This window comes from Paraburkholderia sp. HC6.4b (genome assembly GCF_014200875.1).
Taxonomy (GTDB): Bacteria; Pseudomonadota; Gammaproteobacteria; order Burkholderiales; family Burkholderiaceae; genus Paraburkholderia; species Paraburkholderia tuberum.
The window spans coordinates 388962-405801 of the sequence record NZ_JACHDC010000004.1; the positions used below are offsets into that span (position 1 = coordinate 388962).

Genomic DNA, 16840 nt, shown 5'->3' on the forward strand with positions numbered 1-16840 from the left:
CATCAAACCTCCATCTGCTCGGCGACGACCGGTTGCGTTCCGCGCTCGTCGTGCCGGACCCTGAAGCACGCCGCGTACAGCGCGGGCAGGAAGAACACGGTCAGTACCGTCGCAATCGTGATACCGCCCATCAGTGCGGTCGCCATCGGACCGAAGAAGCCCGAGCGCAGCAGCGGAATCAGCGCGAGGACGGCGGCGGCGGCGGTCAGCATGATCGGCCTGAAACGCCTTATCGTTGCGCCGATAATCGCGTCGAAGCGCGGTTGCCCTGCCGCGATATCCTGATCGATCTGGTCGACCAGAATCACGGAGTTGCGCATGATGATGCCGAACATGGCAATCACGCCCAGCAGCGCGACGAAGCCGAAGGGCTTGCCGAACAGCAGCAGCGCGGCCACGACGCCAATCAGGCCGAGCGGCGCGGTCAGCACGACGATGAAGGTCCGCGCGAAGTTCTTGAGCTGGATCATCAGCAACAGCAGCACGGCGATGATCATCAACGGCATTTCGGCATTGATCGACGTCTGGCCCTTCACGCTTTCTTCGACCGCGCCGCCCACCTGAATGCGATAGCCGACCGGCAGCCTGGCGGTTTCCGCCGCGAGCGCACGTTCGATGTCGTGGGTCACGTCGATGCCCTGCGCGTCGCCGCGCACGTCCGCCTGCACCGTGATAGTCGGCTGGCGGTCACGTTGCCAGATGACGCCGTACTCGAGCGTATTGCGCACGTGGCCGAGCGAACCGAGCGGCACCGGGCCGTTGGGCGTCGGAATCGCGAGACTGGTCAGCTGCGCCGGATTGACACGTTCGCTCTTTGGCGCACGCAGATCGACGTTGATCAGCTTGTCGCGCTCGCGGTACTGCGTCACCGTGTAGCCCGATAGCGTCATCGCGAGGAAGTTCGACACGTCTTCCGACGTGACACCAAGCTGGCGCGCGCGGTTCTGATCGATCTCGAACGAGATCGAGCGCTCCGCCGGCTCGTCCCAGTCGAACTGGACGTTGCGCGTGCGGGGATCGGCGCGGACCTTGTCCGACACCGTCTGCGCAATCGATCGGACGGTCGCGATATCGTCGCCGCTCACGCGGAACTTGATCGGGAAGCCGACCGGCGGACCATTCTCGAGCCGGGAGACGCGCGCTCGCACGCCGGAGAAATCCTTCTCGAGCTTGCCGTCGAGCCAACGCATCAGTTCCTCGCGGTTTTCCACGCTTTTTGCGGTAATCACGAACTGCGCGAAATTCGGTTGTTGAAGCTGCTGGTCGAGCGTCAGGTAAAAACGCGGCGCGCCGGTGCCGACGAAGTCGACGAAGTGGTCGATCTCGGCTTTGCCGTCGAGCACCTTTTCCAGGCGCTTCGCTTCACGCAGCGTCGCTTCGAACGAGGCGCCTTCCGGCAATCGCAGATCGACCAGCAGTTCCGGCCGTTCGGAGTTCGGGAAGAACTGCTGCGGCACGCGCGTGAAGGCCAGCATGGAAATCGCGAAAAGCACGACGGTGACGCCGAGCACGACCCATCGACGCTCGACGCACCACGCAACCCATCCCGACAGGTGCCGGTAGAAGCCGGTGTTGCCGATTTCATGCGGATCATGGTGCGCACCGCCGGGTTCAGGCTTGCGTTCCGGCAGCAGGTGATAACCCAGCAACGGCACCAGCACGACGGCCGCGAACCACGAAACGATCAGCGCGATGGCCGACACTTCGAAGATCGAACGCGTGTATTCGCCCGTGCTCGATTTGGCGAGCGCAATCGGCAGGAAGCCGCATACGGTGACGAGCGTGCCTGTGAGCATCGGGAATGCCGTGCTGGTATACGCGAACGCTGCCGAGCGCGCCCGGCTCCAGCCTTGCTCCAGCTTCACCGCCATCATTTCGACGGCGATGATCGCGTCGTCGACGAGCAGGCCCAGCGCGAGCACGAGCGTACCGAGCGAAACCTTGTCCAGCCCGATATTGAACATGTGCATGCAAAGCGCCGTCACCGCCAGCACGATCGGAATCGTGATCACGACGACCATGCCGGTGCGCAAGCCGAGCGAGACGAGGCTCACGACCAGCACGATCGCCACCGCTTCGCCAACCGATCTCACGAACTCATCCACCGAGTGCTTGACCGCGTGCGGCATGCTCGAAACCGCCGCGAGTTTCAGACCCGCCGGCAGCGTGGCCTGCAGTTCGGCGGCTTTTGCGTCGAGCGCCTTGCCGAGGTCGATCACGTCGCCGCCCTTTTGCATCGTCACGCCGATGCCGAGCACCGCCTGGCCGCCGACGCGCATCTGGGTCGCCGGCGGGTCGTCATAACCGCGTGTGATCTTCGCGATGTCGCCCAGCCGGAACGTGCGCTTGTTGATGGTGATCAGCATGTCGGAGAGCGCCTGCACATCCTTGAGCGCGCCGCTCGGCCGCACGAACACGCGGTCGTCCGCGGTCGTGATGGTGCCGACGGGCGCCACGGCATTCTGTGCGTCGATCGCCTGCGCGAGCTGTTGCGGCGTGATCGAAAGCCGCGTGAGCTGCGCATTCGATATCTCGACGAAGATGTGCTGATCGGGGTCGCCAAAATAGTCGACCTTCGCCACACCGGGTACGCGCAGCAGGACTGTGCGCAGCTTGTCAGCGTAGTCGTGCAGTTGCGCCGGCGAAAAGCCGTCGCCTTCAAGCGCATAGATGTTGGTGTAGACGTCACCGAATTCGTCGTTGAAAAACGGGCCGACGGTTCCCTTCGGCAGCGTCGCGGCAATGTCGCCGACCTTCTTGCGCACCTGATACCAGGTTTCCGGCACTTCCTTGACGGGCGCGGAGTCCTTCATGGCGAAGAAGATCATCGACTCGCCAGGCCGCGAGTAGCTCTTGATGTTGTCGATGTTCGGCGCGGCCTGTAGCTGGCGGCCGATCCGGTCCGTGATCTGTTCCTGCACCTCGCGCGCAGTCGCACCAGGCCAGTAGGTCTTGATCACCATCGTGCGGAAGGTGAACGGCGGATCCTCCGACTGCGCGAGTTTCGTATAGCCGATCACGCCGAACAGCGTGGCGAGCCCGATCAGAAAGATCACGAGCTGCTGGTGACGCAGCGCCCAGGCGGAAAGATTGAAGCTGCCTTCGCCAGATTTGTCTGCCCCGGAAGACGGGACAGGCGCGCTCTCGCGCACGGGTTCTTGGTCACGGGAGTTCATGACGGGAAATCCTCCCGATGCAGGGGCGCCACCACCTGCACGTGCTGGCCCGTGCTAACGGCGTGTACGCCCTGCACCACGACGCGGTCGCCGTCGCGGAGGCCCGATGCGATGGAGACCGTGCGCTCGTCGTACCGCTGCACCGTCACAGGACGCAGCTCGAGTGTGTCGGTGCCGGTACGCACCACCCAGACAGCAGGTTTCTCGCCCTGATGAAAGAGCGCCGTCACCGGCACAGTGAACGGCTGTGCGCCCGACGCGTCACCGACGACATCGAACGCAACGGTGGCCGTCATGCCGAGGCGCACTGCAGGGCTGGGCGCGTTCAGGGTGAGCTTGACGCGCCAGGTGCGGCTTTGCGGATCAGCGCTAGGCGACACCTCGCGCACGCGGGCCTCGAAGGTCTTGCCGGGTAGCGCCGGCAGCGTTACGCGCGCCATGCTGCCGACTGTCAGCGAGCTCAGCGTGCGCTCGGGCGCGTCGCAGACGATGTCTACGTCGCCCGTCCAGTCGAGGTGATAGATGGATTGGGTTGCCTGAACGTTCTGGCCCGTGTCGGCGTCCTCCGAGGTAATCACGCCGTCGTGGTCCGCTGTCAGCGTCGCATAGCGCAGATTGTCCGAGGCGAGCGCCATCTGGGCGAGCGCCGAGTCGCGCTGCGCAACAGCGGATGCGTACGCGTCCTGCGTCTGTTCGAGCTGCGCCGGTGCAATCAGGTTTGCCTGCGCCTGCGCCTGATCGCGATCGAGCTGCTGCTTCGCGTAGACGAACCGGTGTTCGGCGGCATCGAGCTGCGCTCGCGCGTTGGCCAGGTTACTGCGCAGATCGGTCGGGTCGAGCAGCGCAACAACCTGCCCCGCCTTGACGGCGTCGCCGAGGCGAACGCGCCGTTCGATGATCTTGCCGCCCACTCTGAACGAAAGCGCCGTGGAGTAGCGCGCCTGCACCTGAGCCGGCAGCGACGCACTTGCCGTGCGCCCGTCAGCGTGGACGGCCAGGGCGACCACGGGCTTCGGCTCTGGAGCGGCGGCTTCGCGCTGGTGGCATGCCGCGAGCATGACCGCGCAGCAAGCCGCAAGCACCATGCGTGCGCACTGCGGAGATTGGACGAGGGAAGGTAAGAAGCGACGCGCAGGCGCCTGCGCGATAGGGCCGGAATGTTTCACGATGTTCACAAGACGGGTGATAACCCAGGTAAGAAAGTTTCCCGATGCCGTGCAAACCCGAGTGCCAGCAAGCACGGTTCGCTATCAGCGCGGACGCATAAAACAAGCTTCGTTGATACGTTAGTCCTACTTATCGACGTGCATGTCGGTACTTGCCATCTCGATGTGCCTCCACGCAACCAGTACGTGGGGCAGCGCCCGTTCATGCGTACCGCCCGGTGATCTGCTGGTCTGTCAGTTCCGGCCGAGGACTTGGGATCGACCGCTAACGGAATTTTTTCGCTCCGTCGGCATCGTTGGGTCCTTCGTACGTCCGGTTGTCGGCGGCTCGGATGAGATTAGACCCAATACTGAGCATATTGTCAACTATGACATAAAAATCTAGAATCCAGACATCGAATAACCACGACTACGGAGCCGACATGCCACAAGCCCCCAAACCGCGCGCGAGCCGCGGACGCTCTCTCAAGGCGCCAAGTGCGTCCCGCGACCCGATCAATCGAAGCTATCCGCGCGGTGCCCGTCGCAAACGCGAGACGCGCGCGCGCCTGCTCGACGCTGCGCTGAAACTGGTCGCGGCCAAGGGTTTGAGCTCCGTCACGATTAACGAAATCACCGAGGCAGCCGACGTCGGGTTCGGCTCCTTCTATAACCACTTCGAATCCAAGGAAGGCATCTTCACGGCGCTCATCGAATGGCTGTTCGAGGAATTTGCGGATACGCTCGATCGCCTCGCCGCGGGGTTGTCCGATCCAGCGGAAGTGATCGCCGTCTCAGTCCGTCACACGCTCCTGCGGGCCTACCGCGAGCCAGTTTGGGGGCAACTTCTCATTCGCGAAGGTTTGTCGTCGCGCCTGCTCAGCAGGGGTCTCGGCCTGCGCCTGCTGCGCGATAGCGAGAAGGGCATTTCAGAAAGGCGTTTTGTGATCGCGGACCGGTTCATGTCCGTTATCACCGTGATTGGCACGGTGCTCGCGGGAATTGCCGCCGAACTGCAACTGGCCATCTCGTCGAAGCGGACCGTTCGTGCGCGAAAGGTGCTTCGCTCGAAGGAGGAGAAGTTTGCCCAGCGAACCGCCGCCATTGTGTTGCAGGCGTTCGGTCTCACACGTGTAGAGGCCGAGCGGATCGCGCGACGTCCACTGCCCCCCGTTCCCGATGCTCCGACCTTGCCGTGACAGTGCAACTAGCGCGGCGTTTCCGCGCCATCGCAGGTGCGGCCGCCCTGCGCAGTGTCGGGTTGGTGGGTAGGCGGGGCGGGTGCCCGGACATCGAATCGGGCGATCGCGATGCCGGTCAGCCCTGGTAAAGCGCACTCGCGAGATAGCGGTGGCGCAGTTCCCGCAATGCCGATGCGAGGATGGCGCTGACCGGCAGCGCGAGCAGCACGCCGAAGAATCCGAACAGCCGCCCAAACGCCAGCAACGCAAAGATGACCGCGAGCGGATGAAGGCCGATGCGCTCGCCAACCAGTCTCGGCGTCAGCACAAAGCTTTCAAGAATCTGGCCGACGCCATACACCGCGACCACCACGGCCAGGCCATACCAGTCACCGAATTGCAGCAGCGCCGCGAGGAGCGCGAACGCGAGGCCGGTCGCAAAGCCGATGTAGGGAACGAATACGGCAAGCGCGCTAAACAGGCCGACGGGCACCGCCAGATCCAACCCTGCAATCGTCAGCACAGTCGGGTAGAACACCGCGAGCACCGCAATCACCAGCAGTTGCCCGCGCAGGTACTGCGACATCATGCAATCGATCTCTCCGACGAATTCCCGTGTCTTGCCGAGCCAGCGCCGCGGCACGAAGCTCGCCATGCGCTCGAACGCCTCGTGCCTGTCGTAGAGCAGATAGAACAGGACGAGTGGCATCAGCACCGCATTGCTCACGACATTGATCATCACGTTGCTGCTGGTGCGCAGGTACTGCCATACGGCAAGCATCGCGCCCTGCCCGTCCGCTTTGAGACGGGCCGCCAGCACCTCGCGGATATTCGTCACATCGAGCGAATAATCCAGCCCCAGAAAAGCCAGACGCGGCTTCAGCCATCCATCGAGTTTTGCGACGATAACTGGAATTTGCCTGATGAGTTCCGGCCCTTCCTTCTGGACAACTACGCACATGAGCAGCATGACGAGTGCGACGGACAGAGCAAACAAAGACATCATCACCAGCGCCGCAAGGCCGCGCGGAACGCGATGGCGTACCAGCCACTCCACGCCCGGCTGCAAAATGTATGCGACGAGCGCACCGAGCAGAAACGGCGTGAGAACGGCACGCAGGTTCCATAGCAACACGCCGGCCGCTAACGCAACGGCGCCCCAAAACAGAGATTGACGATGGTATACAGTCATAAGCGCCCCCACTGGGCGAGTGATCGAGTGGCTTTCGTCGTTGAGCCGAAGCATCGGCGGAAGTGTTTGTCTTAACCGCAGGAACCGGCGATGCCGGGTCGCCGCGCGGCGCATCCGTCAGATCGGCGTCGCGCCGCTAGCCGCGCTGTGGGTACGCCTGTCGTCACCGTGCTGGCGCGACGGGTCTTGCGGCGTCGCCGGTTTGCTGGTGCCTGTCTGCGATTGGCCGCCGGGTTGCCCGGTGACTTCGATCCACAATGGACGCGCCATCGGATCGGGCGGCGACATCATTGCCGGTGCTGGCATCGCGGGAACGACAATCGCGACGACGCGCGGCGTGGGCATCACGGTCGTGGAACAACCGCAGACCGTCGCAACAAGCGGGAACGAGCACAGCAAGGCGAAAAAGAAGCGCGGTCGGCGCGTCATTCCTGCCACCGATGCAGCGAATCGTTCAGGTCTGGTTGAGCAGTCATGGGTGACATCTCCACGGTTGATTCAGCGTGCGCTGGCATTGCGGCGACTCGCCTACAGCAACTTCGCGGACGGGCCACTATGTGATAATATTATCACATTCGCTCGCTAAGTCAATATTGATTCCAAAGATCGAACCGCGCTGCATCCGCCATCGGCGGTACGCCGTGCGCTGCGCTGCCGGTCCGACTCTCGGCCAGTTCGCAGACGCGCAGCGGGCTCAGTGCGTCAGGACGCTCGGGTGCGCGGCGAGGCGCTCGACCTCGAGTAGCGCCTGACCAAGCACATCGATCGCTCCATTCGTGGTGGAGGCCGTAGCAGCGCTGCGCAACGCGTGCTGAACGATGTCGTGAATGACGTCCGTGTTCGATGAACCGGCGTGGAGCGTAAGTTGGTGTGCCATAAGTATTCCTGCGTAAAAACGAAGCCTGTTTCGTGTGGACGCAGTATAAGCAAAGCGCGCCGCCATTCGACGCGCGCAATTATGAGTTGCGAGATCTTCAATACACGGTTTGCGTGAATCGCGAATCGCTGACATAAGAACAGCAAGCGGACGTATTCCGATACCCACGTAGCGTCTTGTCGACGAACGGCGATGGAAACGCGCAGGCTCGACGGCTGATCTCGTTTGTGCAACGACCAGCGGATACCGTCGAAGCGAATTGCTGCGTGTCATTCAGACAGTCCGCACCGCCCTTGCCTCCGGACACACTAAAGAAGCACACACTGCTTCAGCGCAATCGGCTACAAGCTTGCAGCGACGGCAACTATCCGTTGCCCCGTAGATGCTTGTAAGCCGACCGTAAATGACTAGACTGGCACCAACGAACTGGCAAACAGCACTCATGCCTCGCCAGACCGTTGTTCCCCAAACACCGCGTCTCCTGAATCCGACGCTCGATATTGAGTCTGATCATGCCAAAGTCGAAGACCTTCATCCCCGTCCCTGTTGTCGCGTCGATCTTGTCCTTCTCGACCGCCGCATTCGCTAGCAGCAGCGGTCCCCAAACCTATGAGCAAGCGGCTGTGCAACCGGTTCAGCGTCAAACGGTCAGCTACCATGACCACACGGGCGCCAATACACAACATGCAATGGACTTTCAGGCGGTGTTAGCCCGCGTGGAAGCCCAGCGGCAAGCGTTCAACAACTACGGCGGGGTGACTAGTTCGTCGGCTTTCCTCCCGTCAGACAACGTAGCGTCGGGTAGCCCCGTCGACTTCAGTACCGCAACAGCGTCCTGGCGTTACAAGGCAACCTTGGCCGCGCGTTGATACGGCTCGCGGCTGCTATTCGCGTCAAAACCAAGACAACCAACTGTAGAGAATTGAAATGAAAAAGACCTTCCTTGTACTGTTCGCCTTCCTTACCAGCACATCCGTGCTTGCGCAAAGCAATCTGCCGCAGCAATTGCCGTCGCAGCAGCCAGCGTCCGCCGGGCAACCGTCCACGAAGCAGCTTTCACAGGGTGGACCGCAGCTTCCGCAACCTCCACAGCTTCCGCAGATTCCGCAACTTCCGACACAAGCGTCGACGCAAGTCCCGACCCAGCTTTCGAAATAACCCCGTATGGCTGCGCAACCCGCGCAGCCATACCTGGGAGACCGGCGATTGTCGCGGCTACACCGACATCATGCTGCAGATGGTCGCGAGCGATCGCGGCGTCGCCGCGCTGCCGCGCTGGCTCGCCGAGGAATACGCGGACTGTATGCCGGTGGTCAGCGTGAAGCTAGGCAAGACCGGCATCGCCAAGCAGATTTTTCTCGGCACGCGCGAAGCGGACGCGTCGCTCGACTATCTGCATTCGTTCGTGGAGTTCGCGCGCAAGTCGAGCTGGAAAGGCTCGAAGCCGCGGCGCTGAACGCGGCATTTCGCGGGTCACGGACGCGCGTTTCGTCATAACGCGCGGCAGGCGTCCGCGCAACGGCGGCACGCATCGCTGCGATCCTGGCAATGCTGCGCGGGATGACGCGTGCAGGCGCGCGCACAGGTCGCGGACATCACGCATGGACTGCGTGTCGCGTGCGGGGGCTGCCGACGCGATGAAACGGACGATGCCGGGTTGCCGGCAAATCGAACCACAGCCCGGAGGCGGCGATGGAATGCCATGAGCGCTTCTGGAGAAACGTTGTCCCCGAATCCGTAGGGGACGTCGCAGTATCCGAACACTATGTGGCGTCGTGCGCTGTCCTTCAATGGGTAACGGACATCACGCGTTGCGGGCCGCGGGCCCGACTATGATGGAGATGGGCACGCGCTTATCATGCCCTTCACGCGCTGCCCGGGTGTAATTCAGCGGCCGGCACAGGTAACGATGCCGGCCTCTTTGTATCTACGAAGCACTGATCACCGTGTGGCCGCCAGTACGCGCACCGGAATCGACTTCGCGCCCGGCACCTTGCTCTCTTTCGCGTAGTGCCATAGCGGCAGCAGCGGATTGCATTCCGGGTAATAGCCGCCGATGCATCCCTGCGGCACGTCGAACGGCACGACGGTCAGTCCGTCGACGTGCCGCTCGACGCCGTCGTCCGCGATCGTCTCGAGGCAGATGCGGTCGCCGTGCGCGAGTCCGCGCTTCTCCATGTCGGCCCGATTCATCAGAATCACCATGCGCGAACCCTTGATGCCTCTGAAGCGGTCGTCGAGGCCATAGATGGTCGTGTTGAACTGGCTGTCGCTGCGCAAGGTCATCAACCGCAGCGAATCGGGCTCACGCGCCGGCATGTCCGGATCTTCGCCGATCGAAGTCGGCACCATGAATTCGGCCTTGCCGCTTTTGGTCTTCCACTTGCGCTCCCGCGCCGGCAGCGGCCGGATCACGCCGCCGGGTGTCCACATACGCGCCTCGAAATCACCGAACATCTCGGGCCATGTCTTCGACATCTCCAGACGCACGCGCGAATAGTCGTCGCGCCATGCATCCCAGTCGACGCTCTCGCGCTCGCCGAGCGTCGCCTTCGCGATGCCCGCGACGATGAACGGCTCCGAGCGGATCGTCGGCGCGGCCGGTTCGGCCATGCCACGCGAGCCATGAAAGTGCGCCGTGCTGTCTTCCATCGACACCGCCTGCGCGCCGCCCGCCTGCCGGTCGATCTCGATGCGGCTCAGACACGGCAGCAGATACGAGCGCTGGCCGTGCACCAGGTGGCTGCGATTGAGCTTGGTCGCCACGTTGACGGTCAACCCGAGCGCGGCCCACGCCGGTTCGGTGCGCACCCGGTCGGGCACCGAGCGCACGAGGTTGCCGCCGAGGTTGATCATCGCGTTGACCTTGCCGTCGAGCATCGCCTCGAAGGCCTCGACGATGTTCATGCCTTTCTCGCGCGGCGGCTCGAACGAAAACTGTCTGGCCAATTGATCGAGCGGCGCGAGCTCCGGCTTTTCGGTAATGCCGACCGTGCGCTGCCCCTGCACGTTCGAATGCCCGCGCACCGGCGACGGCCCCGCGCCCGGCTTGCCGATATTGCCGCGCAGCAGCAGCAGATTGCACAGCATGCGCACGTTCTGCACGCCCATCCGATGCTGCGTGAGACCCATGCCGTAATGGATGATCACCGCGTTTGCCTTCATGTACTCGTCGGCGGCTGCCTGGAGCGCGTCGCGCGGCAATCCGCTCACTCGCTCGATGTCGTCCCAGTTCGCGTCGCGCGCGTACTGAGCGAATTGCTCGTAGCCGTTCGTATGCTCGCGGATGAAATCGACGTCGACGACGCGCGCATCGCCCGTGCTCACCGCGCGATCGTCCGCTTCGATGACGAGCTTGCAGATGCCGAGGATCGCGGCGGTATCGCCACCCGTCTTCACCTGGTGGTACTGCGTGCTGATCTGCGTATCGCTGGGTGTGAGCATCTCCAACGCTGACTGCGGGTTTGCGAAATGCAGCAGCCCCGGCTCGCGTAGCGGATTGAACGTGATGATCGGCACGCCGCGTTTGCGCGCGTCCTGCAACTGATGCAGCATGCGCGGGCTATTGGTGCCGACGTTCTGGCCGAAGAAAAACATCAGGTCGGTCTTCTCGAAGTCGTCGAGCGAGACTGTACCGACGCCCACGCCAATCGCTTCCTTGAGGCCGACGCTGGTGCTTTCGTGGCACATGTTCGAGCTGTCGGGCAGATTGTTGGTGCCGTACATGCGCGCGAAAAGCTGCAGCATGTACGAGGTTTCCAGCGAAGCGCGGCCCGACGTGTAGAACACCACGCTGGCCGGGTCCAGCGTGCGCAGCTCGGCGCCGATCGCATCGAATGCTTGCTGCCACGGCACCGGCACGTAGCGGTCGGTAGCCGGGTCGTAGCGCAGCGGCTCGGTCAACCGCCCCGCTTCCTCGAGATCGTGGTCGTGCCATTTGGCGAGCTCGCTGACCGTGTGGACCTCGAAGAAATCGGGCGTTACACGTTTGGCCGTCAGATCCCACGCGGTCGCTTTCGCACCGCTTTCGCAAAACTCGAACGTATGCGGATCGGCCGGCTTCGCCCACGAGCAGCTGACACACATGAAACCGTCGGGCTTATTCTGATGCATCAGAACCTGGCTATCCTTCAGCGGTGCTTTTTCCTGCAGCAGGATTGTCGCCACCGCCTTGACCGACCCCCATCCGCCCGACGCGTAGGGATACGCGTCGCTTTTGTCTTCCTTGTTCATGAGTCCACCCGTTTGGCCATAAATGTCACGTCATGACGTATTAGCACATCGCGTTCCCGGCTGCGGCGCCGCGTCGCGGTACGATGTTTGCTGCGTCGCAGGCTGACTCGCCGTGCCGCAAGCCAACCGCCAACTTCATGACCGACACCTCCATCCCGCGCGACACGTCCGACCGTCTGAACGCGATGCGCAGGACGTTGCGCGAAGTGTTCGGGATCAGCCGGCTGCGCCCGGGCCAACGGGACATCATCCGCAGCGTCATTGCGGGCGCGTTCCCGGCAACGCATCGAACTCGTCGTCGTCGATGAAGCGCACTACGTATCGCAGTGGGGCCACGATTTTCGGCCGGCATTCCTGCGCATCGTCCGCGCGGAACGCGCCATGCTGCTCCTCGCGCGTACCGCTGTCCGCGATCATGGGGCGTGCGTTTGCGCGCCCGAACCGGAGCCCTGCCATGAAAACGCTCGAGTACAAAATCGGTTCTCCGTGGTATCAGGCCACCCGTGCGACGCTACGCCGAGCCGTCCCATCGGGGCTGTTGGCCGGCTGCATGTCGGCGGCAACAGCCGCGGCGGCATCCACGGACGCATCGGGCAGCCCGCTCGCGCCGATCAATGCCGTCACCCACTGCCTGTGGCCGCAACGCGCGCTGCGTGAACGCGGCTTCAGCATCCGGCATACGGTGACCGGCTTCGCGATCCATCAGGCAGCCGCGATCTTCTGGGCAATGATGTTCGAGCAACTGGTTGACCGGATGGCCGGCCCCGACCCGTCGCGACGGCCCGGCGCGACCGCGGTGGCCGCGGCCACGACCGTGGCGAGCGCGTATGTGGTCGACTACAAGGTGGTGCCCAACAGGCTTACCCCTGGATTCGAGGCGCACCTGTCGTGCCGCTCGCTCGGGAACGTCTACGTGGCGCTCGGCGCGGGCCTGCTCGCGGCCGCGCTGCTGCGGCGGCCGGATCGATGAAATGCGCTCGCGCAAAAAAGAGCCACCAGCCTTCAACCGGCATGGTCGCCGCAAGCGCATTTGAGAACGATGTCCCCTGGAATCCAAACGGAGGACAAAGGCAGTATAGGAAACGCGCCCCGCCGCGCACGATGCCTCGGCGAGGCGCAAGACGTGAGCGATCCGCGAAGCACCGGGCGCGCGCGCAAGCCTGCGAGCATCACGCCATCTGCTCCGCCGGCACCGCCACCGAACGTCCCGCGAGCCGCTCGAATTCGTCGACGTCGTGGCTGCAAAAAATCGTCAACGCGGGGCTCGCCCGCTTCGCCAGATCACGCAGGCGGCGCTGGTTGTACAGTCGCGCCGCGCGATCCTTTTCGAGCATCCACTGATAGAAGCGCAAACCGGGTGCGCAATGCGGGCGCACCGGGTCGAGCTCGCCGTTGTCGAAATAGGCGTCGCCCGCGAGCAGCAACCAGCCGCCATCACCGTGTACCGCGACGCCCGCGTGACCATAGGTATGGCCTCGCAACGGCACGAGCGCGATCTCGCTCGCGAGTTCTTCGATGGGATGCACCTTGGCGAAGCCCTCCCAACGCTCGGTGTACTGCGGCGAATGCACGCGCCACATGTTCTGATACGACCACTGCTGCGGCCTGAAGCGCTGCCGGTCCAGCCACGTCTTCTGCTGCGCCGCGTATTGGCGCTCGCTCGCGAGCATGTGCACCGTCGCGTGCGGAAAGTCGTCGAGCCCGCCCGCATGGTCGGAATCGAGGTGCGTCATCACGATATGGCGCACGTCGGCCGGGTCGAAACCGAGCCGCTCGATCTGCCTGATCGCCGTCATTTCATTTCGGAACTCAGGCTTCAGCAGCCTCAGGAAGAATTTGCCGAGGCGCGAATAGGGATCGGCGACATCGCGCAAACCGAAACCGGTATCGACGAGCACGAGCCCCGCCGGACTTTCGACGAGCAGACAATGGCAGGTCAGATGCCCGCGGCGGATCAACGAATCGGGGTGGCCGTTGAACAGCTTGCCGCACAGCGGGCAAGTCGAAATGCAGTTCAGATGGTGCACTTTCATGCCGCACTCCCGGTCACGGTGACTGCATTCCTGCTTGTCGCTTCCGCGGCAGCCGTCGCGCGGCACGACCGTATGCGTCATTCAGCGAACAGATCCAGTCCGAATACCTCGACGTGATCGTGCAGCAGCGACGACACATAGCCCGGCGGCCGCCCGACCTCGCCGCTCTCGCGCTTGACCGAAATTCGATAGCTATGGCCGTTCGGCACGTCGGACAAGCCGTATTGCCGGATCTGCTGCAGGCCGAGCGCGGGCACATCGACCGCAATGCCGATGTACTGGCCCGGCTCGAAGTTCGCGACCGGCTGTTCGTCCTTCGGTTCGAGAATGAACGACGTGATGACGCTGCTCTCGGGCCGCTTCTCCTTGACGACGAACGTGCGCCATCCGGTCCAGCCGCCTGGCTGCGATGCGCGCGTTTCGCGCAATTCGGCTTCCATGCCCATCAGCACGTCCGCGAGATTGCCGTATGTCTGCGCCCACGCGGAGATGATGTCGTCGGTCGCGGCGTCACCGAGCACGTCCTTGATCGCGCCAGGCAAATGTTCGCCGACGAACGGATAGTGCTCCGCTTTCACGTCGAGGCTTGCGTGCTTGTTGGCGCCTCGAAGTGCCGTCTGCAGAAAAGTTGAATGATCGTATAGCCGTGCGCGGCCAGAACCGGGGCCGTGGCCTTGACGATGTCCTTGGTTTTCCGCGTGAGCATTTCTTTCCTCCTGCAATAGGACGACTGGTTGCCTCGCTCGTGCGCGTAAATGGTGGGGTGGAATTGTCCGATCGCGCATACCCCTTCAAGCGTATCCAGGCGACCATGCTCCTCCAACCGATGCTCGCTGTCCACAAGCTGAAGGCCATGGACACGCCCGAGCAAACGCGCGCGCCGCGACACGTCCAACATCGGTCGTCCGATTGCAGACGAACGCGGGCCGGTCAGGAAACGTGCCGTGCGCGCCGACACGCGCTGGGAGCGTTTCCGTCAAGGTCCGAAAAACGTGTTGCAGAATTTGCCGGCCACATTGCACGTCTGTTGACCCGAAGGCTGCACATTGGTGCGCTCGGCCGACGTCGCGCACCCGCCCATCATGGCGACGGCAAATGTCATCACGAGCGTTCCGCGCAGCGCTGCCGCGCGCCGATTCTTCGCTGCGTGAGTCGCGTTGCGATCACCATCGCAACGCGCGGATGCGCCGCGCTTGCGTGCATCGGTAGCGCACGAGCCTTGTCCGACATCAGGCATTTCGCTCTCCCTCGCGATAGTCACCACGTTCATCGTGCCACGCACAAAGGGATTTCCAACGAGGGTACCCGAGCGCCGGCGCGATCACCACACCGCCTTTTGCTATTTTGATCCAGATCAGAAGTCGACCGGCTAACCGACGACGGCGCGAACTTCATTTGCACACGCTGTCATCACGACGTCACACCAACAGTCGAGCGTAGAAGCAATCCGGCGCGTCGGTTCGTCGAATGTGGGTCCCGCAAACTGCGGCGCGAGAGTGGACGGGGCTGTCCACAATGCGGCTGTCTCCGACAACTCACTGCGATGTACTTTTTTTTTGCAAATGCGAGCATGCTGAATCCGGCGTTTTCGACATGTCATCAAGCCGGCATGACTTACTGTGAACGACGAGTAAGCTGGAGATAACAAAACGGGGAGAGAACCTGTGAAAGCCGCGCGTAATCACAACGACGTCACAACGAAATTGACGCATATCAGCGCGATTGTCCAGCGCCTCGAACGACTCGTTCAATGCGACCGCGTCGACTGGCAGGGCACGGGAATTGCGACGCCGGCTTACTGGCGCGCGCGCATCGAGGCCAACGCCGAACTGCCGCCGGCGCTGCAGCCGCAAGCGCGGCTCGCTACGCTCGAAGCACGGAGCCAGCGCCGCTCGAGCGCGCAGGGCGGCAATTAGCGCCGCGCCCGTCGCGCATGATCATCGCGCACCGGCACGATCACACACTCACGCGACGAAGGACATGATGATGAGGCGGACCTACGAATACCACGGGTTCACGATCGAGGTGACCGTCGAGGCGGATTTCACGTTGCGCCCCGCCGGGCGCGCGGCGGTACGCACACGCTACGCGGCGGTGGTTCACATCTATCAGGCGGGCGCTGCGGTCGCAACATTCTCGCCGCTGCGCGTCGACATTGGAGGCAGCCGGCCGTTCGACACCGAGGCCGATGCGTTGATGGGCGGATATAGCGCGGCGCGGCGAATCGTCGACGACCTGTTCGCCCGTGCGGCGGATGCCGCGGACTCCGCGTTGAGCGCCCTCACGAGCAGCAACGCACTCCGCTCGCGGCAGCCGGCACCGCGTTGATCGATTGCTGGGCAGCGGGAATGGCGCATGCGGTATCCGCCGGCACCCTTTCCCTGGAGAAACGCCATGTCCAATGACGCCTCATCGCTGTCGCCGTCGATTACGTCGATGATCCGCCTCGACCATATGCACGTGCTCGCCGCTTCGCACCGATACCACGCGTCCACGCCGTGGTGGCGCAAACGCGCGATCGTCAACGGCGTGTGCGACGCGCTCGATATCCACGCGCAGCTCGAGGAGGAAATTTTCTACCCGGCGCTCGACCGCGCGCTCGGCAATGACGAGGCACTGAGAAAAAGCCGTCCCGAGCACGACGAGATGCGCGCAACGATCGCGAAGCTGCGCGGGATGGGCCCCGAAAACGCCGCCTACGACGGGCTCTTTTATCAACTGATCCGCGAAGTCGCTCATCATGTCGCCGACGAGGAAACCATCCTGCTGCCCGACGCCGAGCGCGTGCTGAAGAACGAACTGCAGTCGCTCGGCGCCGCGATGACGCGCCGCCGGATGCAGTTGCTCGGAGAGCGCCCGATGGACATTGCGGTGAATGCCGCGGGCACGTTTCCGATCGCCACGCTGCTGCTGGGATCGACTGTATTGTTCGCGTTGCGGCATTGGCTGCCGAGGTCGCGTCGCGCGGCACAGACGCGGCGTCAATGGAACTAGCACACACTA

The 16840-nt window shown here is 63.3% G+C and carries 15 protein-coding genes and 2 pseudogenes; 10 read left to right on the top strand and 7 right to left on the bottom strand.

Going from position 1 to position 16840, the window contains the following annotated elements:
• Positions 1-2 precede the first annotated feature (2 nt).
• A complete protein-coding gene (locus HDG34_RS08390; RefSeq protein WP_184059141.1) occupies positions 3-3176 on the bottom strand; it encodes an efflux RND transporter permease subunit in 3174 nt (1057 codons plus the stop codon).
• Positions 3173-4234 carry an efflux RND transporter periplasmic adaptor subunit gene (locus HDG34_RS08395; protein ID WP_311735641.1) on the bottom strand — a complete coding sequence of 354 codons (1062 nt, stop codon included), beginning with the start codon at positions 4232-4234 and terminating at the stop codon, positions 3173-3175. Before HDG34_RS08395 ends, HDG34_RS08390 begins: the two co-directional genes overlap by 4 nt.
• Before the next feature lie 530 nt (positions 4235-4764).
• Between HDG34_RS08395 and HDG34_RS08400 the strand changes: the two genes are divergently transcribed.
• Positions 4765-5520 (top strand): TetR/AcrR family transcriptional regulator, encoded by a 756-nt coding sequence (locus HDG34_RS08400; protein ID WP_184059143.1) that lies wholly within the window; start codon positions 4765-4767, stop codon positions 5518-5520.
• Positions 5521-5638: 118 nt separating this feature from the next.
• Here HDG34_RS08400 and HDG34_RS08405 read toward each other — a convergent pair whose 3' ends face one another.
• On the bottom strand, positions 5639-6694 hold the full coding sequence (locus tag HDG34_RS08405; RefSeq protein ID WP_184059263.1) for an AI-2E family transporter: 1056 nt from the start codon (positions 6692-6694) through the stop codon (positions 5639-5641).
• Positions 6695-6935: 241 nt separating this feature from the next.
• On the opposite strand from HDG34_RS08405, the gene HDG34_RS08410 reads away from it, so the two are divergent.
• A complete protein-coding gene (locus tag HDG34_RS08410; RefSeq protein ID WP_184059145.1) occupies positions 6936-7280 on the top strand; it encodes a hypothetical protein in 345 nt (114 codons plus the stop codon).
• A 108-nt stretch (positions 7281-7388) separates the two neighbouring features.
• On the opposite strand, the gene HDG34_RS08415 is transcribed toward HDG34_RS08410, so the two are convergent.
• Positions 7389-7571: a hypothetical protein gene (locus tag HDG34_RS08415; protein ID WP_090811799.1), complete on the bottom strand. Its 183-nt coding sequence runs from the start codon at positions 7569-7571 to the stop codon at positions 7389-7391.
• A gap of 512 nt (positions 7572-8083) precedes the next feature.
• Between HDG34_RS08415 and HDG34_RS08420 the strand changes: the two genes are divergently transcribed.
• The 3 genes and pseudogenes from HDG34_RS08420 to HDG34_RS08430 form a co-directional block, all read left to right on the top strand.
• Positions 8084-8440: a hypothetical protein gene (locus HDG34_RS08420; RefSeq protein ID WP_090811801.1), complete on the top strand. Its 357-nt coding sequence runs from the start codon at positions 8084-8086 to the stop codon at positions 8438-8440.
• Between the two features lie 58 nt (positions 8441-8498).
• Positions 8499-8729 (top strand): hypothetical protein, encoded by a 231-nt coding sequence (locus HDG34_RS08425; RefSeq protein ID WP_184059279.1) that lies wholly within the window; start codon positions 8499-8501, stop codon positions 8727-8729.
• Between the two features lie 61 nt (positions 8730-8790).
• Positions 8791-9027: pseudogene (locus HDG34_RS08430) on the top strand (LysR family transcriptional regulator); the annotation flags it as partial.
• A 485-nt stretch (positions 9028-9512) separates the two neighbouring features.
• Here the strand turns inward: HDG34_RS08430 and HDG34_RS08435 are convergent.
• The gene (locus HDG34_RS08435; protein ID WP_184059147.1) at positions 9513-11804 is read right to left on the bottom strand and encodes an FdhF/YdeP family oxidoreductase; all 2292 of its coding nucleotides are present in this window, start codon (positions 11802-11804) and stop codon (positions 9513-9515) included.
• Between the two features lie 137 nt (positions 11805-11941).
• On the opposite strand from HDG34_RS08435, the gene HDG34_RS08440 reads away from it, so the two are divergent.
• Together HDG34_RS08440 and HDG34_RS08445 are read left to right on the top strand one after the other, a co-directional pair.
• Positions 11942-12112: a hypothetical protein gene (locus tag HDG34_RS08440; RefSeq protein ID WP_409259280.1), complete on the top strand. Its 171-nt coding sequence runs from the start codon at positions 11942-11944 to the stop codon at positions 12110-12112.
• A gap of 146 nt (positions 12113-12258) precedes the next feature.
• Positions 12259-12774: a hypothetical protein gene (locus HDG34_RS08445; protein ID WP_184059265.1), complete on the top strand. Its 516-nt coding sequence runs from the start codon at positions 12259-12261 to the stop codon at positions 12772-12774.
• A 199-nt stretch (positions 12775-12973) separates the two neighbouring features.
• Here HDG34_RS08445 and HDG34_RS08450 read toward each other — a convergent pair whose 3' ends face one another.
• Both HDG34_RS08450 and HDG34_RS08455 read right to left on the bottom strand, forming a co-directional pair.
• Positions 12974-13837 carry an MBL fold metallo-hydrolase gene (locus HDG34_RS08450; protein WP_184059149.1) on the bottom strand — a complete coding sequence of 288 codons (864 nt, stop codon included), beginning with the start codon at positions 13835-13837 and terminating at the stop codon, positions 12974-12976.
• Between the two features lie 104 nt (positions 13838-13941).
• Positions 13942-14543, bottom strand: a pseudogene (locus HDG34_RS08455) (globin domain-containing protein); the annotation flags it as partial.
• Between the two features lie 958 nt (positions 14544-15501).
• Here HDG34_RS08455 and HDG34_RS08460 point away from each other — a divergent pair.
• The 3 genes from HDG34_RS08460 to HDG34_RS08470 all read left to right on the top strand — a co-directional run bounded on the left by HDG34_RS08460 (position 15502) and on the right by HDG34_RS08470 (position 16831).
• Complete coding sequence (locus HDG34_RS08460) at positions 15502-15753, top strand: hypothetical protein (RefSeq protein ID WP_184059151.1); 252 nt, start codon at positions 15502-15504, stop codon at positions 15751-15753.
• A gap of 70 nt (positions 15754-15823) precedes the next feature.
• Positions 15824-16165, top strand: a complete 342-nt coding sequence (locus tag HDG34_RS08465) for a hypothetical protein (protein WP_260321081.1) — start codon at positions 15824-15826, stop codon at positions 16163-16165.
• Positions 16166-16231: 66 nt separating this feature from the next.
• Complete coding sequence (locus tag HDG34_RS08470; protein ID WP_184059153.1) at positions 16232-16831, top strand: hemerythrin domain-containing protein; 600 nt, start codon at positions 16232-16234, stop codon at positions 16829-16831.
• The last annotated feature ends 9 nt before the right edge of the window (positions 16832-16840 follow it).